Annotated in this window: 12 protein-coding genes; 5 read left to right on the top strand and 7 right to left on the bottom strand. The window is 62.8% G+C overall.

From position 1 onward, the window contains the following. Positions 1-174: 174 nt before the first annotated feature. Both sseB and msrA read left to right on the top strand, forming a co-directional pair. Complete coding sequence (gene sseB / locus PS14A_RS10820) at positions 175-960, top strand: enhanced serine sensitivity protein SseB (protein WP_212616143.1); 786 nt, start codon at positions 175-177, stop codon at positions 958-960. A gap of 123 nt (positions 961-1,083) precedes the next feature. Continuing rightward, complete coding sequence (msrA, locus tag PS14A_RS10815) at positions 1,084-1,590, top strand: peptide-methionine (S)-S-oxide reductase MsrA (protein WP_071172004.1); 507 nt, start codon at positions 1,084-1,086, stop codon at positions 1,588-1,590. 53 nt (positions 1,591-1,643) lie between these two features. On the opposite strand, the gene PS14A_RS10810 is transcribed toward msrA, so the two are convergent. Then, complete coding sequence (locus tag PS14A_RS10810; protein ID WP_212616142.1) at positions 1,644-2,867, bottom strand: MFS transporter; 1,224 nt, start codon at positions 2,865-2,867, stop codon at positions 1,644-1,646. A gap of 62 nt (positions 2,868-2,929) precedes the next feature. On the opposite strand from PS14A_RS10810, the gene PS14A_RS10805 reads away from it, so the two are divergent. After that, a complete protein-coding gene (locus PS14A_RS10805) occupies positions 2,930-3,928 on the top strand; it encodes an AraC family transcriptional regulator (RefSeq protein ID WP_212616296.1) in 999 nt (332 codons plus the stop codon). Positions 3,929-3,967: 39 nt separating this feature from the next. Here PS14A_RS10805 and PS14A_RS10800 read toward each other — a convergent pair whose 3' ends face one another. From PS14A_RS10800 to PS14A_RS10790, 3 genes are all read right to left on the bottom strand, one after another. After that, on the bottom strand, positions 3,968-4,600 hold the full coding sequence (locus PS14A_RS10800) for a carboxymuconolactone decarboxylase family protein (RefSeq protein ID WP_249121247.1): 633 nt from the start codon (positions 4,598-4,600) through the stop codon (positions 3,968-3,970). Between the two features lie 141 nt (positions 4,601-4,741). Further along, positions 4,742-5,179 carry a cyclophilin-like fold protein gene (locus tag PS14A_RS10795; RefSeq protein WP_241662941.1) on the bottom strand — a complete coding sequence of 146 codons (438 nt, stop codon included), beginning with the start codon at positions 5,177-5,179 and terminating at the stop codon, positions 4,742-4,744. A 24-nt stretch (positions 5,180-5,203) separates the two neighbouring features. After that, positions 5,204-6,232 (bottom strand): alpha/beta hydrolase, encoded by a 1,029-nt coding sequence (locus PS14A_RS10790; protein WP_130912173.1) that lies wholly within the window; start codon positions 6,230-6,232, stop codon positions 5,204-5,206. 134 nt (positions 6,233-6,366) lie between these two features. On the opposite strand from PS14A_RS10790, the gene PS14A_RS10785 reads away from it, so the two are divergent. Then, positions 6,367-7,317 carry a LysR family transcriptional regulator gene (locus PS14A_RS10785; protein WP_212616140.1) on the top strand — a complete coding sequence of 317 codons (951 nt, stop codon included), beginning with the start codon at positions 6,367-6,369 and terminating at the stop codon, positions 7,315-7,317. A gap of 293 nt (positions 7,318-7,610) precedes the next feature. Here PS14A_RS10785 and PS14A_RS10780 read toward each other — a convergent pair whose 3' ends face one another. Genes PS14A_RS10780 through PS14A_RS10770 form a run of 3 tightly spaced genes read right to left on the bottom strand, consistent with a single transcriptional unit; the run spans position 7,611 to position 8,657 of the window. Next, positions 7,611-7,853: a hypothetical protein gene (locus PS14A_RS10780; protein WP_122507439.1), complete on the bottom strand. Its 243-nt coding sequence runs from the start codon at positions 7,851-7,853 to the stop codon at positions 7,611-7,613. Continuing rightward, positions 7,853-8,383 carry a hypothetical protein gene (locus PS14A_RS10775; protein WP_212616139.1) on the bottom strand — a complete coding sequence of 177 codons (531 nt, stop codon included), beginning with the start codon at positions 8,381-8,383 and terminating at the stop codon, positions 7,853-7,855. The genes PS14A_RS10780 and PS14A_RS10775 overlap by 1 nt, the downstream gene beginning before the upstream one ends. A gap of 49 nt (positions 8,384-8,432) precedes the next feature. Beyond that, a complete protein-coding gene (locus tag PS14A_RS10770) occupies positions 8,433-8,657 on the bottom strand; it encodes a DUF2188 domain-containing protein (RefSeq protein ID WP_039758787.1) in 225 nt (74 codons plus the stop codon). Between the two features lie 574 nt (positions 8,658-9,231). Here PS14A_RS10770 and PS14A_RS10765 point away from each other — a divergent pair. Next, on the top strand, positions 9,232-20,958 hold the full coding sequence (locus PS14A_RS10765) for a BapA/Bap/LapF family large adhesin (RefSeq protein ID WP_212616138.1): 11,727 nt from the start codon (positions 9,232-9,234) through the stop codon (positions 20,956-20,958). Positions 20,959-20,978 lie beyond the last annotated feature (20 nt).

Genomic DNA, 20,978 nt, shown 5'->3' with positions numbered 1-20,978 from the left:
ATTATTTGACTGACACGACGCCTTCGCGAGCAGGCTCGCTCCCACAGTTGGCTTTGTGCTTTTGGTTAGAACGGCGCAGGATTCGAAATCTTTGGCGATTATCATCGTGACAGCACGTCTCCTCGAACTGATCAGATAACCATCACTCTCCATTGAAAATAACGGACTGACCTCATGGATACTTCTCAAGAAAACCCATTGGAAACATCACTCCGGCTGGCCGCGGACGAACCCGCGCATCGCCCTGAGTTCTATCGCACCCTGCTGGACTCGACCGTCTACATCCTCGGCACCGCCGGTGCGGCGCAAGGCCATGTCAATCTCGAAGCCGGCAGCAATATCAGCATCGCTCATTGGCAGAAGCCGGATGGCACGCCGGTCATTCCGTTCTTCTCCTCACTGCCGACGCTGCAACAATCCATCGACAGCGAGCAGAGCTATGTGGAGATACCGGCCCGATCATTGTTCGAAATCACGCTGGGCGCGCGGCTCTTTCTGAATCCGAAGTCGCCGTACGGCAAGGAATTCCTTCCGGAGGAAGTGCAACGCCTGCTCTCAGGCGAAATCGGCCGGCCCGCCACGCAGCGTACCGTCGAAAAAGAAACCAACGTGTTGCTTGGACAGCCTTCGGACTACCCATCGACGATGGTCCATTCGCTCTCGCAACTGCTGGCCAAACACGCCAATGTGAAACGCGCGTTCGTGGCGCTGATGCACGACGCCTCGGTTGATGAAAAGCCGCATCTGATCGTTGGCATCGAAGCGGATGGTGATATCGAACAGGTCATGCGCGAAGCCGGCAATGTCGCTGCGGACACAGCCCCTGATGGCGGGCCGGTTGATTTTTGCCGCGTGCTGACGGGACAAGCCGGGCTGAGTGATTACTTCCTCAGGGAGACCAAACCGTTCTACGAGCGCAAGTCACCGAGCAAGCTGCGTTCGTTCTTTGGCTTTGGTTGACACGCCTGCATGCCGCTTGATCAGCAGGCCAGTGATCGATTCTGATAAGCGTGACCTTGGATTCTCTCAACCCGCCCTCATAACAGTGGGTATCCCCCATCGTCTCGAGAGGAAGCACACACCATGACCACTCAAACCGAAACTGCCATTCTCGCCGGCGGCTGCTTCTGGGGCATGCAGGATCTGTTGCGCCGCTATCCGGGTGTGCTGAAAACCCGCGTCGGCTATACCGGCGGCGATGTGCCGAATGCAACCTATCGCAACCACGGCAACCACGCCGAAGCCATCGAGATTGAATTCGATCCGGCGGTAATCAGCTACCGGCAGATCCTCGAGTTCTTCTTCCAGATCCACGACCCGAGCACGCCCAACCGTCAAGGCAACGATCTTGGCCCGAGCTACCGGTCGGCGATCTACTACCTCAACGACGAGCAGCGTGCCGTCGCCGAAGACACCGCTGCCGATGTCGACGCCTCGAAGCTGTGGCCGGGCCGTGTGGTAACCGAAATCGAACCGGCCGGGCCGTTCTGGGAAGCGGAACCCGAGCATCAGGATTACCTGGAGCGGATTCCGAATGGCTACACTTGCCATTTCATCCGGCCTGACTGGAAACTGCCGAAGCGCGGTTGAAGAGAGGGATCGGCGGGGCTTCAGTGCTTCGCCACCGCCCCGCCCTGATCAAATCACAAATGCACTGGCAAAGCCGCTGAGCCAGGCTCGGGCACATCGACATTGACCTTCAGGGCAATCAGCAACGCGGCCAGCAACATCAGAATTCCAGCCGCTACAAACACGCCATTGATACCGCTGAAACTGAACACCGAACCGCCAGCGGCGGCGCCTGCGGCAATTGCCGACTGCACGGACGCCACAACCATGCCGCCCGCGCTTTCGGCCTGATTGGGTATCGAGCGCGCCACCCAGTTCGACCATGCGACCGGCACGCCACCGAAAGCCATCCCCCACAGCGCCAAGAGGAACGCCTGCCCGGTGACCGACGCCGGTAACCCGACCAACGCCAGAGCAGCAACGCCCACCAACACCGGCATCAGCACCAGTGTTGCGCGTGGATTGCGCTGCAACAGCCAGCCGGCGAACAGCGTGCCGGCAAAGTTCGCCACGCCGAAACCAAGGAGCATCAGTGCCAGCGTCTGCGGGCCGACGCCGGTGGTGCTTTCCAGAAATGGCCTGATGTAGGTGAACAACGCAAAGTGACCGGTGTGCACCAATACACAGCCAAACATGCCAATGGCAATGCCCGGTCGCAGCAACACCTCAAGCACCGTGCGCAGGCGTGACGGACGATGCGGCGCCAGACTGGGTAGCGTGAACATTTGAAAGACCAGCGTCACCACGCCAACCGCCGCAGCTGCGAAAAACGCACTGCGCCAGCCAAACTGACCGCCGAGATAACTGCCCAATGGCACCGCCACCACGGTCCCCACGGCGATCCCGCTGAAGATGATCGACAGCGCACGCGGCAGCAGCGCCGCCGGCACCAAGCGCATCGCCACGGCCGCCGCCATGCTCCAGAATCCGCCCAGAGCTATGCCCAAAAGGATGCGCATGATCAGCAACACTGCGAGGCTGGACGACAACGCGACCAGCAGATTCGATGCGATCATCAGTGCCGAGAAACCGAGCAAGACCAGGCGCCGATCAAGGCTGCGCGTCAACCCCGGTACGAGCAATCCGGCAAACAGCGCCACCACTGCGGTCACCGTCACCGCTTGCCCGGCCAGCGCTTCGCTGACGCCGAGATCGAGCGCCATCGGCGTCAGCAGGCTGGCCGGCAGATATTCCGCCGTGAGCAGGCCAAACACACCCATCGCCAGTGAAAACACCGCCATCCACGCAGGCACCAGCGGCTCCCCGTCAGTTCGCCCATCACCTACACGTTCATTCATTTCAAGACTCCCTCGGACATTTCGAGAGGGCAGTCTATTGGCGGCAAACCGGATGATCTATGATGCACAGTCTTGAACTTTTGATCGAAACCCCGAATATGAGCAGCATTGATTCCTTCTCTGTGTCCTCAGACCTCATCACCGAGTTGCTGCGCAGCATGCGTTTGCGTGGCGTGCAATATCGTCGGATCCACGCCGGTCCGCCGTATGGTCTGGGTTTCAGCGACAAATCGGGCCATGCGTATTTCCACTTCGTCGCCGCTGGATCGACGGTATTGCGACTGGAGGACGGCAGCCTGTACGAGTTGTCAGCAGGCAATGCGGTATTCATTGCTCATGGTGCCGCGCACCAGTTGCTGTCACACGCTGGAGCTGAAGTACAGGACATTGACAGCGCCGTCGCCGCGCCACTCGGCGATACGGTCTGCGCGGTGCAGGTCGGGCACAGCGCCGATTCGCCCGATAGCGCCCTGCTCTTCAGTGGCTGTATGGAGTTCGAACTCGGCAGCCTGCAAGGCCTCGGTCGGCTGATGCCGGGTCTTATGCTGATCGACGCCGGCGGCCAGCGCTATCCGGGACTCATGCCGATTCTCGCGACCATGGAACGCGAAGTCAGCGCAGCGCGCATTGGCTTTGCCGGCATTCTCGCGCGCCTTGCCGACGTAGTGGCGGCAATGATTGTTCGCGGCTGGGTCGAATGCGCTTGCGGCAATGCCTCCGGTCTCGTAGCCGCCCTGCGCGACCCTCGCCTGGCGCAGGCCTTGCTGGCCCTGCACCAACAACCGGGGCGCGACTGGAGCGTCGCTGAACTGGCAACGCTGTGCAACACCTCACGCTCGGTCTTTGCCGAACGCTTCCAGAGCACCCTCGGCACCCCGCCGCTGCGCTACGCCACCGAACTGCGGATGCGCCTGGCCAGTCAGTGGCTGACGCTGGAAAGACTGCCAATCGAAGAAGTGGCGCAGCGCTTGGGCTACACCTCCCAAGCGGCGTTCAGTCGTGCGTTCAAGCGGATAACAGGAAACTCACCGGGAGCGAGTCGGCGCCAGCGCGCACTATAGGAATTGCATTAACAGAGCGGCAATGAATCCGAGCCGCCCTCACCGCTGGATTTTGGCCAGCCCCGCGCCCACCCGCTCAGCAGCCTGCAAATCCCCACGCGCCTCCAACTCCTGCGCCACTTGCCGCAACTGCTCAACCGTCAATCCCACATTCAGACTGATCTTCAAATGCGACTCCAGTTGCGACTCGACCCCAGCCATTGCCGCCAGCGCGCCGACAGTCGCCAGTTCCCGATCCGTCCATGTCAGATTGTCGCGGGCAAAGATGTCGCCGAACAGATGCACTTTCAGAAACTGATCGATCGCCGGGGCGAATTCGAACAGTGGGCCGGACACTGGCGCGCCGACCAGGCGGGTCTGATTGTCGGTGCCGAGTTCGGTGAGCGCATATCCCGACGGAACCGGACCCGGCTCGCGTCCCGGCACGTCTTCGATGCCCCGCGCGGCGCGTTCCTGCAAAACCTTCATCAGCAATGACAAGGCGTTAAGGCTGCGCGGGAACCCGGCGTAGGCGTACAGCTGCACCAGAACTTCCCTGGTTTCGCTGATGCTCAGCCCGGCATCGAGACCACGATTGAGTGCGTCGTGCAAACGCGGCATGTCGCCGATGGCAGCGTTGGCGGCAATCGGGGCGATCGCCAGTTGTCTAAGCGTCAGAGGCTGTTCTTTCATGATCGGTTTCTCCGGTGATCGGGAAGGATTGGCGCAGAGGGGATTCACGCAGGCTGCACTGGCGAGGACCGCGCAGCCGAGGGCCACAATGCGCAAAAGACGCCCTTGATTTAACGATTTCTGGTTCATCAATGACTCTCCTCACTCATGCAGAGTGAACGTCACCCGCACATCGCCGCGCCCCAAGACTTCGGCCAAGTCCTGCGGGCGTTCGATGCGGCCAAGACGCGAATAGCGGTAGGACGAATCGAAGGTTTTATAGAAGACCACCAACGTATCGTCGCCATACAAAAGGAAATCGCCGTTGTGGATCGTGCCCGGCCGGTAGGGCTGGGTGGGCAATGGCGGCTGCACGGTGGCGTATTTTTCATTGCCGTGCAGGTCAGCCATGTCCAGGCTCAGCGGCAATCGCGTGAGCAATTGCCGAGTGCTCGGGTTGTCCTCAAGAGCAATGGCAAAACGCTGTTCCCCGACGGTCATCCACATCGTGCTGGCCTCCATAGCGGTCGGTGCAGACAGAGCAACGGGCAGCCATGCCATCAGTACGAATCCCTTCCAGCCGTTGGCAAAAGTCCGCATCGCTTTGCTCCGTCGCGTTGAAAGTTACTTCAGGTTGCTCTTGAAGAACTGCGTCAGCTTGGCAAAAGGAATCAGCTCGACCCGGTCGTACAGATCGACATGGCCGGCATTCGGCACGATCACCAGTTCTTTCGGCTGCCCCGCCAACCGGAACGCCTCTTCGCTGAACTCACGGGAGTGCGCGTCTGCACCGGCAATAAACAACATCGGACGCGGCGAGATGCTCTCGATATCGACGAACGGATAGAAGTTCATGAACTTGGTGTTGCTGCTCAGCGTCGGACGCGTGGTCTGTTGCGGCGTCGAGCTGGGCGGGGTGAATTCGCCGCGCGGGGTGCGGTAGAAATCGAAGAATTCACGCTGGATCGGATGGGTGTCGGCCTTCAGTTCCAGCACCGTGCCGCCGGTGTATGCGACCTTGCCGCCAGTGAACTCGGCGTAACGCTGCTCTGCCGCTTGCGCAATGATCTGCTTGCGCTGCGCAAGGCTTTGCGAATGCTTTAGGCCGTCACGGTTGGCGGCGCCCATGTCGTACATGCTGACGGTGGCGATGGCTTTCATGCGTGGATCGATTTTCGCCGCGCTGATCACGAAGCTGCCGCTACCGCAGATGCCCAACACGCCGATGCGCTCGCGGTCGATGAATGGCCGTGTGCCGAGGTAATCGACGGCCGCGCTGAAGTCTTCGGCATACATGTCCGGCAACACCGCGTTGCGCGGCGCGCCCTCGCTTTCGCCCCAGAACGACAGATCCAGCGATAGGGTGACAAAGCCCTGCTCCGCCAGTTTCTGCGCATACAGATTGGCGCTCTGCTCCTTTACCGCGCCCATCGGATGGCCAACGATTATCGCCGCGCTGCGCGCTTCCGGGTCGAGCCCTTTGGGGACAAAGAGATTGCCGACCACGGTGAGTTGATATTGATTTTTGAAGCTGACCTTCTGCACGGTCACCTTGTCGCTTTTGAAGAAATTGTCGGCACCGTGGGACATGTCAGCTCCGAATGCAGTAAATGAACTCAGGAGAAACCCGAGCAGTATGAACAGTCGTTTCATGGGGGCGTCCTTGATCGAGAAACCAGGCGAGGCCGGGATGGAGGTATTGTTGCGCAAGCGCGAGGCTTTGATTAGCTAATGAGTGCTTAATGCGGTTATAAACACTGCTAATCAATAAACCCGAGCGTCACGCCATGGCTAAACCCAACTTCAATGACCTGCTCGCCTTCGTCACCGTGGCCCGCACCGGCAGTTTCACCCGCGCGGCGGTGCAATTGGGCGTGACGCAATCGGCGGTGAGCCAGGTAGTCTCGGCGCTGGAAGCGCGTCTGAAAATTCGCCTGCTGACCCGCACCACACGCAGCGTGTCACTGACAGCGGCCGGCGAACGCTTGCTGCACACCGTGGGTCATCGTTTCGATGAAATCGAAGCCGAGCTGGACGCGCTGACCGAGTTGCGCGACAAGCCTGCCGGTACGGTGCGCATCACCTGCGGCGACAACATCATCAAGACCACTCTGCTGCCCAAGCTGACGCCACTATTGCTGCAGTACCCGGACATCAAGCTCGAGTTCGATATCAACTACGGTTTCCGCGACATCGTTGCCGATCGCTTCGATGCCGGCGTGCGTTTCAGCGATACCGTCGCCCAGGACATGATCGCCGTACCGATCGGCCCGCCGCTGCGCATGGCCGTCGTCGCCTCGCCCGACTACTTTGCCCGGCACCCCGCCCCGCAACATCCGCGCGATCTGGCGGCGCACCGCTGCATCGACATTCGATTTCCGACCTACGACGGTGTCGATGCCTGGGAATTCGAGCGTCAGGGCAAAAAGCTGAAAGTGCGGGTCGACGGCCAACTGGTGTTCAACTCCACCGTGCACATCACCGACGCGGCCGTGAACGGATTGGGAATTGCCTACCTGCCTGAAGACGAGTTCGGTGCGCATCTGGCCGAAGGGCGTTTGGTCAGAGTGCTGGAAGACTGGTGCGAACCGTTCGGCGGCTTCCACCTCTACTACCCCAGCCGCCGCCAACCGTCGCCGGCGTTTTCACTGGTGGTGGATGCGTTGCGCGTGGAGAGATCCAGCCCCGCTGTAGGAGCGAGCCTGCTCGCGATAACGTCGGCACATCCAACAGAGTAAGTGCCAGATCCAGCGCTTTCGCGAGCAGGCTCGCTCCCACAGGGATTTGCGTCAGACCCCGGAAATCAATCGATTCACGAATCAATTGTGGGAGCGAGCCTGCTCGCGAAGGCGTCAAGTCAGTGAATTGATGGCAAGGCTGACCCAGCGCTTTCGCGAGCAGGCTCGCTCCCACAGGATTTTGCGTCAGACCCCGGAAATCAATCGATTCACGAATCAATTGTGGGAGCGAGCCTGCTCGCGAAGGCGCCAGACCAGCCACATCATCTCTGCATGCCAGCCCCGCGACACCCTCACAACTTCGGCACGTCCCCGGTCGCCTCGGCAATCGTCGCCAACGTTTCCTCCATGCTGGCGATGTCTTCTTGCAGCTTTTGAAACACCAGATCCAGCGACTCGGGAGCGTCCACGGTCTGATGGCCACGCAGCGACTCGACGCTGGCGCTCTCCACGTGCTGGAGAATGTCCACACTTTCTCGCAGTGCCAACAGCTGATCGAAGATCGCGGCAATCTGCGCCTGGCTACGGGTGCTCATCATTTCCACCCAAGCCTGGCAATGATTTCACGGCGATACGGCGTGTCGATCTGCGCCGGCACCTGTTCGATATAGTCGCGCGCTTGTTCGTGCGCCGCGCCGCTCAACCCGGCCAGATAAGAAACTGCGTCGTCGACATTCGGCACCAGGCCTTCAATGTTCTTGAATCTGCCGGGCAGCGCCGTCCAGATCACCGCATCGAGTTGCCGAGGAATTGCCCATTCAGCAAGCACGCCCATCGCCGAGGGACCGAGGGTGAAGCTGCCGATGCCATCCTCCCTGCCCTCCGGCACGCCTTCTCGAATACGCAGGAGTTCGCGGGCCTGATCGAGATCGGTCACGTCCAGGACCGACCACAGCACTTTGCACGGCGGCGCGTTCGCGCTTATGGCTGTAGTCAACTCGCCAGTGTCACTGACGCGAACGAAGTCGATCGGGATCTGCGGCCCGTCCGCGAACCATTCGCTTGCCAAGGGCAAACCGTCCGGCTTCCAGATCAGCGAGCCCCATCCCAGACATGCAATGACCATAAATCAGACCCTTCTGAAGAAACGATGAACACAGAAAAGAACAGCCTCCTCAGCCTTTGGTTTTTCGCGGGTCGGCTGCGCGCGGAAAGGTGCGTTCTTCCTGGATCGTCCCGTCTTCTTTATGGATTTTCAGCGAGGCGGTTTTGTCCTGCAGATAGTCGCTGGCAATTTGGGTGATCTCGGCTTTGGTCGCAGCCGTTTTCGACGCACGCTGCGCGCCCTCTTTGACCAGTTCCCAGCGCTGCTGGTTTTTACTGATGTGGTAGTTATCCATTCCTTCACCTCTGATGTGAATGACGTGACCGTTACAAGGATTGACCTTGAGCGGTTCAGAGAGTTTGAAAGAAATCGCGATGCGCTCTGTGCCACGTAAACACTAGTGCACATCCGTTCTCTATCACTTCGGCGATCGATAGCTAGCGCATGAAGTGATGTGGAGGCGAAAAATCCGCTGAAACGAAAAAGCGTAAATACTTATACAAAGCTTGTCGTCCTTCCTGCGCTTATTGATTAATACCTTCGCCAATGGACGACTGCGCAATGCATTTATAGCGCTTAATAATTTCAATACTAATTAGCCATCAACGTTACGGTTGCGATTCTGCTTCCTCTTCGGTCTTTTTTGCCAATTTTAAAAAAGACACATTTTGTTTCATCCAATTATTCGTTGGATCCAACGGCCCGACAAACGGTAGCCTTACAAATTTCTTTTGATTTCAGCTGGATAGTCATCGGAAAAATGCCACTTCGGTAACTCGCCAAAAATCAGGCAGCCTTATTTCAAACTCCCTATCTATGGTTTTAAAACCATCCGTGGACGTCCACCCACCCATTTACAGGGAGTAGTAATGGACAACATCGTCATTGCCGACAAAGCCAATTCTCAGCTCACTGCCCAGAACTGGGGCAATGTTCAGCTCAGTCAGCCTTCAGTTGTACAAATGCCGGTCCGCCCCGACCAACTGGCGTCGACCAGTCGCAGCGGTCAGGATTTGATCGTCAATCTGAAGTCTGGCGAGCAAATCAAAATCTCCAATTTCTTTGTCACCAGCCCTGACGGCGTGCCCAATGACATTGTCTTTCAGGGTGACGACGCGACGCTGTGGCAGGCGCGCTACAGCGCCGAGCCGTTCAATGGCTTTACCTTTGACGAAATCAATTCGCTGGACGAGCTGATCGCTGGCGTCGGTGTGGTGGATGGGGCGACGCCGGCCTGGGCGATTGCCGGGCTTGGCCTGTTGGGCGCGGGTGGTGCAGCAGCCGCTGCCGGCGGAAGTGGGGGCGGCGGCGGTGGTGGTGATGGTGGCGGTGGAGACGCGACGCCTCCTGCGCCCGCTACCGGGTTAACCTTGTCGGCTGATGGCCGGGTGCTGAGTGGCATTGGCGAAGCTGGCAGTGTCGTTCAGGTACGCGATGCAGCCGGCAACCTTTTGGGTTCCGGTACCGTTGGCGCCGATGGCAGTTTCCAGGTCGACCTGGGTACGCCGCAGAACAATGGCCAGCCGCTCGACGTCACGCTCACCGACCCTGCGGGCAACGTTTCGACGCCGGGTACGGTCACTGCGCCGGATACCACCGCGCCCACTGCGCCTGGCAACCTCGCTGTGAGCGCCGATGGCAGGCAACTCGGCGGCACCGGTGAAGTCGGCTCGACCATCCAGGTGCGCGCCGCCGATGGCAGCCTGCTCGGCAGCGCCGTGGTTGCGGCCGATGGCACCTTCAGCGTCGTCCTCAGCCCTGCGCAAACCGGCGGTCAGCCGCTGACAGTGAATGCCACCGATGCCGCAGGCAATATCTCGACCGGCGCAACGGTCAGCGCGCCGGAGATCGTCGAACCGACGACGCCAGGCAATCTTGGTTTGAGCAGCGACGGCAGCCAACTGACCGGCACCGCCCGGGCCGGCACCACCATTGAAGTCCGTGCCGCCAACGGCGAATTGCTCGGGCGCGCGGCGGTGGCCGCTGACGGTACTTTCCTGCTGACGCTGGTTCGTGCGCAGGCCAACGGTGAAACCTTCAGTGTCGTGGCGGTCAACAGCGCCGGTGCGCAATCGCCGGCCGTTACCTTCAACGCACCAGACATCACCGGCCCCGCCGCGGCGACCGATGTAGCGGTGAGCAGCGATGGCCTCTCGGTGACCGGCCGTGGCGAACCCGGCAGCACAGTCAGCGTCTCCAATGCGCAAGGCACGCTGCTGGGGACAGCTTTGGTCGCCGCCGATGGCTCGTTCACCGTGCAACTCAACCCCGCGCAAATCGATGGCGAGGCGCTGAGCGTGCTGGTCACCGACGCCGCCGGCAACCCTTCGCCAGCAGTGACTATCATCGCGGTTGACCTCGACGGGCTGACTCAACCGAGTGACATCGCAGTGAGCGTCGATGGCACGCAATTGAGTGGACGCGGCCAGCCCGGTTCGACCGTGACGGTGCGTGACGCCAACGGCAATCTGCTCGGCACGGCAGTGGTGGCAGCGGACGGCACGTTCAGCCTGCAACTGAGCAGTCCGCAAAACAATGGCGAAACGTTGCAGATCAGTGCCAGTGATGCGGCTGGCAACACCTCTGCCCCATTGAACTATGTGACGCCTGACACCCAAGGGCCGGCGCCGCTGACGGGCGTCACGCTCGACGGCCAAGGGCAGACTCTGACCGGCACAGGCGAAATCGGCGCTTCGATTACCGTGCGCGATCCGGCCGGCAACATCATCGGCACCGGCACGGTGGGCGCTGACGGCAATTTCACCATTCCACTTTCCACACCACAGACCGATGCGCAACAACTGCAAGTGATCCAGACCGACGCGGACGGCAATCCATCGGCGCCGGTCAACGTGATAGCACCCGATCTGACCACACCGGTAGCCGTGACCGATGTAAGCATTTCCGCCAATGGCGCCATAGTTTCCGGCGCGGGTCAGATCGGCGCCACCGTTACTGTCACTGACACCAATGGGACCGTGCTGGGAACAGCTGTCGTCGGCAGCAACGGCCGGTTCGAGGTCACCCTGTCCTCGCCACAAACCAATGGCCAGAACCTCAGCGTCGTGCAGAGCGATGGCTCGCCGTCGGGCTCGCCGGCAGTTCCAGTTGAAGCGCCGGATATCCAGGCTCCCACTGCCCCTTCGGATCTGACGCTGAATGCAGGCGGCACTGAACTGAGTGGCACCGGCGAGCCCGGTGCCACGGTGTCGGTCAAGGATTCGGCCGGCAATGTGTTGGGCACCGCGATCGTCGACGGCACAGGCGCCTTTACAGTGCCGCTGAACAGCCCGCAGATCGAAGGCCAACAACTGCAAGTCAGCCAATCGGATGGCGTGAACGTTTCCCCCAGCACACCTTTGACGGCGACGGACACCACCGCGCCGCTGGCGCCGGACAATGTCGTGCTCGCCAGTAACGGCGTGACCTTGACCGGCACCGGGCAAGCGGGCAGCACCGTAACCGTCAGCGCAGCGGACGGCACGGTGCTTGGCACTACGGTGGTCGCCAGCGACGGCAATTTCAGCGTCAACCTGAGTCCGGCTCAGCTCGACGGTCAGGTGTTGAGTGTGATCCAGACCGACGCGAGCGCCCTGCCCTCGCCGGCCACGCCGGTCACCGCACCGGACATCACCGCCCCGCCTGCACCGACCGGGCTGGTCGTCGATCCATCGGGTGCCACGGTCACCGGCACCACGCAGCCCAATAACACGGTGCAGGTGCTGGATGCCGACGGTAACGTCATCGGCACCGCGACCGCTGACGGCACGGGCGCCTTCACGGTCAACCTCGACACGGCTCAGACCAATGGCGAAGCCTTGCAAGTCGTGGTGTCAGATGGCGCCAACAGTTCGCTTCCCGGCAGCGTCACCGCGCCGGACAGCACCCCGCCGGCAGCGGTCAGCGATCTCGCGCTCAACCCCGCCGGCACGCAGGTCTCTGGCCTTGCCGAACCCGGCACCACGGTCACCGTCAGCATTGCCGGCGGTGGCGCTGTGCTGGGCACCGCGACGGCGGATGCGGATGGCCGCTTTGTCGTGACCCTCAGCCCACCGGCAGAGCCTGGCGGCAATCTTGAAGTCATCAGCACGGATGGCGGCGGCAATGATTCGCCCGTCGTGCCGCTGGCAGGACTGGACGGTAGCCAGGTCGCGACCCCGACCGATCTGGCCTTGAGTGCCGATGGTTTCACCCTGACCGGCGCCGGAACGCCCGGTTGCACCGTAACCGTGACCAGCAGCAGCGGCGCTGTGCTCGGCTCAGGTCTGATCAACAGCTTCGGCCGCTTCACCCTGTTGCTCAGTAGCAAACAGATCAACGCGCAAGTTCTCCAGGTGACGGCCACCAGTCCCGACGGTGACGTGTCGATTCCGGGCACGGTGACGGCGGTCGATGGCACAGCGCCGGACGCGGTGAGCAATCTGGCGCTGAATACCAACGGCACGACACTCACTGGACGCGGAGAGGCCGGGGCGACGGTCACTGTCACCGACGCTACGGGCACCGTGCTCGGTACTGCACTGGTCGCCAGCAATGGCACGTTCAGCCTGACGCTGACGCCGGCACAACTTAATGGCCAAGCGCTCACCGCGATCCAGAGCGACGCCGCCGGCAACCTGTCGCAACCCGCCGGCATCATCGCTACCGATCTGCAACCGCCAGCTGCTGCGACTGGCGTCAGCATCAATGACGTCGGCACCGTGGTCAAAGGCCAGGGCGAAGCCGGCAGCACCGTGACCGTGCGCGATGCCGCCGGTAACGTGTTGGCCACCGGCGTAGTCGATCAGAGCGGCAACTTCCAGGTCACCTTGCCCAATGCGCAGAACACCGGCGAAACCCTGCAGGTCACTCTGACCGACGCCAACGGCAACGCCTCGACTTCCACTGGCGTGATCACCGTCGACGGCACCCCGCCGGCCGCTGTGCAGAATCCACTGATCAGCGCCGATGGCAGCACCCTCAGCGGCACGGGTGAAGCTGGCGCGACGGTCAATGTCACCACCGCCAGCGGCACCGTGCTGGGCAGCGCCGTGGTGGGCGCGGATGGTTCGTTCACTGTGACCCTGGCGCCAGCGCCGACCAATGGTGAGGCGCTGGCGATCAGCCAGACCGACCCTGCCGGCAATGTCTCGCCGTCGACCAGTGTCAACGCACCCGACATCAGCCCACCGGCGGCACTGACCCAAGTCGCGGTGAATGCCGACGGCGTCACCGTTACCGGCCACGGCGAACCCGGCGCCACCGTGTCTGTACGCAGCGCCGACGGCACCTTGCTCGGCACCGCGCAGGTCGGCAGCGGCGGCGCGTTCACTGTCACCCTCAACGCAGCACAATTGAATGCCGAAGTGCTGACCGTCACTCAGGAAGATCCGCCGGGCAACGTTTCGACGGCGGTTGAAGTCATCGCCGCGGATTTGACCGCGCCGGCGATTCCGAGCGCATTGACACTCAATGCTGCCGGCGTGCAACTGGCCGGTAACGCCGAGGCCGGCAGTACCGTGACCGTACGCGACAGCCAGGGCAATCTTCTCGGCACCACCACGGCGGCCGCAAACGGCACTTTCCAGATTACCCTCAACAGTCCGCAAACCAATGGCCAGTCGCTGAACGTGACGGCCACCGATGCGGCAGGCAATCCGTCGGCCCCGGCAATCGTCAATGCGGTCGATAGCACGGCGCCGTTGGTGGCGAGCGATCTGGCGGTCAGCGCCAATGGTGCCACCCTGACCGGCATTGGTGAGGTCGGCGCCAGCGTGGAAGTTCGCGATGCCGGCGGTGTTTTGCTGGGTACTGCGACCGTTGCCAGCAACGGCAATTTCAGCGTCACGTTGTCCCCGGCGGCGGTGGCTGGATCGAATCTTTCCGTGGTGCAGATCGATGCTGCCGGCAACACCGGACCGGCGGCGCCGGTGACTGCGCCGGGCAATCTGGCGGAAAGTGCACCGACCAATCTGGCCCTCAGCGCCGACGGTCTGACCCTGACCGGCTCGGCCACCGCCGGCAGTACCGTGAGCATTCGCAATGCCTCGGGCGTGTTGCTCGGCAGCGCGCTGGTGGCGGCCAATGGCACTTTCAGCGTCACCCTCAACGCCGCGCAACTCAACGGTGAAGAGCTGTCTGCCGTGGCAACCTCGAGCACCGGTATCAATTCGTCACCGACCGACTACACCGCTGCCGACATCGCCGCGCCAACGCCGCTCAGCGAACTGAGTCTGGCACCGAACGGCACGGCCCTGACCGGGCGCGGTGAAACCGGCGCCACGGTGACCGTGCTCGGCACCGGCGGAGTGGTTCTCGGCAGCGCCGTGGTGGCGGCCAATGGCACCTTCAGCGTCACCCTCAGCCCGGCACAGACCTCTGGCCAGACTTTGAGCCTGAGCCAGGCCGACGCCGCCGGCAACGAATCCAACAGCGTCAACCTGATCGCCCCGGACCTGCTTGCCCCCAATGCGCCGGCGGCGCTGGTGGCAAGCGCTGACGGCACCTTGCTGTCGGGTACCGGTGAGGCCGGCACCACGGTCAACGTGTACAACGCCGCCGGAGCGCTGGTCGGCACCGGCACCGTGAGCATCGACGGCACGTTTGCGATCACCCTGACCACGCCGCAAGCCAATGGCCAGGCGCTGACCGTGTCGCTGACGGATGCGGCGGGCAACACCTCGGCAGCCACGCCGTTCACTTCGGTCGACAGCACACCGCCAGCGGCCGTTTCGCAACTGAGCATCGGCGGCGACGGCGCAAGCCTGACCGGGCGCGGCGAACCGGGCGCGCAGGTCCGGGTCATCGACAGCGACGGCAACGTGCTTGGCACCGCCGTGGTCAGCGCGACCGGTACCTTCACCCTGCCACTGAACCCGGCGTTGACCAACGCCGAAGTGATCACCGTGGTCCAGGCCGACGCAGCGGGCAACGACTCGCCGGCAGTGAACCTGACCACACCGGACTTCACCCCGCCTGATCCACTGGACAACGTCGATATCAACTCGTCCGGCGCGTTGGTCATCGGTACTGGCGAACCCGGCGCGACCGTGACCGTGCGCGATGCCAATGGCACCTTGCTCGGCACCAGCGTGGTGCTCGGCGACGGCACCTTCAGCGTCTCCCTCAATCCGCCGCAGATCAATGAACAGATCCTCAGCGTGCAGCAGGCCGATCCACCCGGCAACGTCAGCGCCCCGGTGTCGATCACCGCACCGGATCTGACCCCGCCAGCGACGCCGGCCGATCTGCAACTGAATGCCGATGGCGACACCCTCACCGGGACCGGCGAAGTCGGCGCCATTGTCCGCGTGACATCCGCAGACGGCACCGAGCTGGGCACCGGCACCGTGGGCAGCGATGGCCGTTTCCAGATCACCGTGACTCCGGTGCAGACCAATGGCCAAGCGCTGTTCGTGGTGTTGGCGGATGCTGCCGGCAATGCCTCGCCTGCCGGCACGCTGAGCGCACCGGACAGCACGCCTCCCGCCGCACTGACCGATGTCGAGATCGACGTCAGCGGCAGCTTCATCACCGGCTCCGGTGCGGCTGGCTCGCAAGTGGTCGTCACCAACGCGGTGGGCACCATCGTCGGCACCGGCACCGTGGCGGCCGATGGCAGTTTCAGCGTCATCCTCGATCAGCCTCTGCTCAACGGTGAAGCCTTGTCGGTGATCCAGCGCGATGCGGCGGGCAACCCTTCGCCGATCGTGCCCGTCACTGCGCCGGACATCACCCTGCCCGCTGCGCCCAGCGGCCTCGTTCTCGCGCCCGACGGCGTGACATTGACCGGTACCGGTGAAGCCGGCGCCACGGTGCGTGTACTCAGCGCGACTGGCACGGTACTGGGCTCGGCAACCGTGACCGGCAATGGCTCGTTCAGCGTGACCCTCAATCCGCCGCAGGTGAATGGCGAGCTGTTGAGCGTCAATCAGACTGATCCGGCTTCAAACATTTCACCCACAGCACCTCTGCAAGCGGGCGACAGCACTGATCCGCTGGAAGTGGCCGACCTCAATGTCAGCCAGGACGGCTTGACCGTGACCGGTACCGGCGAGCCCGGCGCAACCGTCACCGTGCTTGACGGTGCGGTGGTGCTCGGCACAGCGACGGTGGCGGCAGATGGCAGTTTCAGCGTCACGTTGTCGGCTGCGCAACTCGATGGTCGCGCACTGTCGGTCGTACAGGCCGACGCACAAAACAACCAGTCCGAGCCCGGAGTGGTCGACGCGCCGGACAGCACTGCGCCGATCGCACCAACGGTGACATCGCTGACCGGCGCCGGCACCTTGCTCGCCGGGACCGCCGAAGCCGGCAGCACCGTGACTGTGCTGTCCGCCACCGGCACCGTGCTCGGCACAGCAGTGGCATTGGGCGACGGCACCTATACAGTCACGCTGAATCCGGCCCAGGCCAACGGTCAGTTGTTGTCGGTGATCGCGACGGACGAAGCGCAAAACGCATCGCCAGAGCTGCTCTACCCGGCGGCAGATACCACGGCTCCGGATGCCGTCACCGGTCTGACCATCAGCGGCGATCTGAGCCAACTCGCCGGTCGTGGCGAAGCCGGCGCGAGTGTCGAGGTGACCGATGCGCTGGGCAATGTTGTCGGCACCGGCACGGTCGCGGCCAACGGCACATTCCTGATCGATCTGGATCCGGGCATCACTGCCGGCCAGGTGCTGACAGTGAATCAAACAGACGTCGCGACTAACGTGTCCGCAGACGCCGACCTGACTGTTCCGGCAGTGCCAGCCCCGGCTGCGCCGGACAATCTTGTACTGACAGCCGACGGCGTGACGCTGACCGGCACGGCGGCGATCGGCACCACCATCAATGTCTACGCGCCGGACAACAGCCTGATCGGCACCGGCGTCACCGGCGGGGATGGCACGTTCAGCGTGGTGCTGACGCCTGCGCAAACCAACGGCCAAAGCCTCGAAGTCACCGCCAACACTGCGTTGGGTGGCGCCTCGCTGCCGACTGAAATCACCGCAGGCGACACTTCGGCGCCGGCGCCACTCAGCGATCTGGCGGTCAATGCCAGCGGCACACTGGTCACCGGTCGCGGCGAAGTCGGCGCGTCGGTGACCATCACCGGCACTGGCGGCGTAGTGTTGGGCAATGCGACGGTTGGCGCCAATGGCACCTTCAGCGCGCAGCTCAATACGCCGCAGGTCAACGGTCAGGTGCTCAATGCGACTCAGACCGATGCGGCCAACAACAGCTCATCCGGGCTTAACGTAACCGCGCCAGACATCACCCCTCCGGCGGCGCCCACGGCGCTGGTCCTCAGCGGCACCGGTCTGGTGCTCGGCGGGCTCGGTGAAGCCGGCGCCACCGTCACTGTTCGCGGTGCGGGTGGCACGGTGCTGGGCACGGCGACGGTGGCGGGCAATGGCTCGTTCTCGGTGACCTTGTCATCGGCGCAACTCAACGGCCAGCAACTGAGCGTCACGCAGAGCGATGCGGCGGGCAACGTTTCGCCGGTTACCAACCTCAGCGTCGCCGATACCACCGCGCCGGCACCGCTGAGCAATGTCAGCCTGAACGGCACCGGCCTGGCGGTCAGCGGCACGGGTGAAGCCGGCGCGACCGTCAGCGTGACCAACGCAGCCGGTACCGTCCTCGGCACCGCTGTGGTCAATGCTGGCGGCACCTTCACCGTACAACTGTCCAGCGCGCAACTGAACGGCCAACAGCTCAACGTCCAACAAGCCGACCCGACGGGCAATCTGTCGCAGGTCTTCAATCTGACGGCCCCTGACGTGCAGGCGCCGATCGCAGCCAGCGGTCTGACGCTCGCTGGCAACGGTCTGACCCTCAGCGGTACGGGCGAAGCCGGTGCGACGGTCAACGTCTACGGCCCGGGCGGTGCGCTAATCGGCACCACCACCGTGGGCAGTGGCGGCACGTTCAGCTTCGACCTGAACACCGCGCAACTCGACGGACAGCTGTTGACCGTGCGTCTGGTCGACCCGGCCGGCAACCTGTCGCCCAACGCCAGCCTGACAGCGCCGGACAGCACCGCCCCCGGCGCGCCGACTGGCGTCAGCGTCAATGGCAGCGGCACCGTGCTCACTGGCGTCGGCGTGCCCGGTTCGACCATCAGCGTACTCGGCGCCGGCGGGTTGGTGCTCGGCACCGCCACCGTCGCCGCTAACGGCAGTTTCTCCGTGGCACTGGCCTCAGCGCAGATCAACAGCCAGGTACTCAGCGTCACCCAGGCCGATCCGAGCGGCAACGTATCGGCTGCGGCGACTGCGACGGCGCCAGACCTGACACCACCCGCTGCCGCCACGGCGCTGCTGGTCGGTGCCGATGGCCTGACCGTCACCGGTACCGGCGAAGTCGGCGCAACCGTGACCATCAAGTCGGCCAGCGGCACCGTTCTGGGCACCGGCACGGTCAACAACCTCGGCGTGTTTACCGTCACCCTGAGCAGTGCGCAGATCAACGGCGAAAACCTCACCGTCAATCTCAGCGACGCTCGCGGCAACGTTTCGGTAGCCGCCAACGTCATTGCGCCGGACGTCGACGTCAACGCGCCCGTGGTCGCCAGCGATAATCTCGCCGTCGGCACCGTCACCCTGGCCCCGGTCACCGCCTCGCAGACCTTCAACGACTCGTTCACTACGCTGCTGGCCGGATTCTCGAAAACCTTCACCTTCACCGTCGCCGGCGGCACGCGTCTTGATCCAACCCTGACGCTGACCACCAGCAGCTTGATTTCGCTGATCGATGGCGTGGTCTACACCCTGCAAGTCAAGGATGCCAGCGGTAACTGGGTGACTCTGGATGTCAATGGCAGCGGCGGCCTGCTCGACCTGATTGCCTTGGCCGGCCAGGGTGTGCGGGTCGACATCGGTAACCTGCTGTCAGGCGATTATCGACTGACGGTTTCGAGCACCGGCATCGGCGTGCTGACCACGGTCAATACCCAGCTGCAACTGGACGTCAGCAGCCTGACCCAGTTCAATGGCATTGCCGGGCCAGCGGTGACCGGCAACGTCATCACCAACGTCGGCGTCGATGGCACGGCCGATCAGACCGGCCCGGACAACGGCGCGCAGTTGCAGATCTTCAAGAACGGCACCTGGGTCAGCGCCGGTGCCGGCACCACGGTGCAAGGGTTGTACGGCACGCTGACCATCGACGCCAACGGCAACTACAGCTACAAACCGAACGGCAGTGTCGGCAGCGTCGGCAAAGTCGACGTGTTCAACTATCAACTGGTGCACCCGAACGGCTTGAGCGACACCGCCAATCTGTACGTGCGCATCGACAGCCCGCAAGCCAGCGAAGTGTGGAATGACGCCAGCCTCGGCAGCCCGGCACTGGTGGTGGATGCCACAGCGGACATCGCCTCGACCGACGTCACCTTGATCAACCGCGAAGTCACCACCAACTCTGCCCTTGGCACGTTCAATGTGCTGCTGGGCGGCGGCAGCGGTAACTACAACACGGTGGTCGCGGCCGATACCGTCAGTGACCTGACCGTGGTGGTCAATTCGAGCAACCTGTTGGCGCTGCTCGGTTCGATGACGGTGGGCCTGTACAAACTCAACACCACCACCAACCAGTACGTACTGGTCAAGAGTTACGGCGGCAACGCGCTGGTCAATCTCGGCGGTGGCAACTACGGGATCAAGTTCGACGACCAGACCGCCGGCAGTTATCAGGTGCGGGTGGCAGTAGGCGGCCTCGGCCTGCTGACCAGCGTCAACACCAGCCTGATCAACGTCGCGACCTACAACAATCAGTTCGTGGTCGGCAGCTACACACCGGTGTCGGGCAACCTGCTCACTGACACCGCGGGCGGCGGTGCCGATGTGCTGGGCTCGGTCTACACCTTGCTCAGCGTGCTGGTCGCCGGCAGTTACGTCGCGCCGGGTTACAACGGCGTCTCGCTGGTCGGCAATTACGGCACCCTGGTGGTGCAGGCCAACGGCAACTACACCTACACGCTCAAGGCCGGGCTGACCGATGCCGTGATCGGTCAGGAAGACACTTTTACCTATCAGCTCACCCACCCCAACGGCACGGTCGATACCGCCACACTGACCATCGACCTGAACAAGGCCGGCGCTTTCGCCAGTACCGCGTTCTCGGCGCTGGCCAGCGATGACCTCGGTCTGGCCCATGTCGCTGGCAGCGAACTGATCCAGGGCACCGAGGGCAACGACACCCTCGACGGCTCGCACGGGGGCGCCGTCACCCTGCAAGGTGGCGGCGGCGACGACACGCTGATCGTCGCCGACCAGCAGTTCGCTTCAGTCGATGGCGGCAGCGGCACCGACACCCTGCTCTGGGCCGGTGGCGACGTGTCGATCAACCTCGGCGATCTGCAGAGCAAGATCCACAACGTCGAAATCCTCGACCTCAACCATTCCAGTGCGGTTGCGCTGACACTGAATCTCAGCGATCTGCTGGCGATCACGTCCTCGGACAACAACACCCTGCTGATCAAGGGTGACGACAGGGACAGCGTGCACATGACCGATGGCTGGGTCGCCGATGGCACGCAACAGGCCGACGGCATCGACTATGTTCAATACACGGCGCAGGAGGATCCGAGCCACCACTTGTGGGTACAGAACGGCATTCAAGTGGTTTGAAACAAGCCATCGAACGTTGG

Origin of the sequence: Pseudomonas sp. 14A (assembly GCF_018132745.1) — a bacterium.
GTDB lineage: Bacteria > Pseudomonadota > Gammaproteobacteria > Pseudomonadales > Pseudomonadaceae > Aquipseudomonas > Aquipseudomonas mercuritolerans.
The sequence above is the reverse complement of the archived record's forward strand: the minus strand, read 5'-3'. Positions and strand labels throughout refer to the sequence as shown.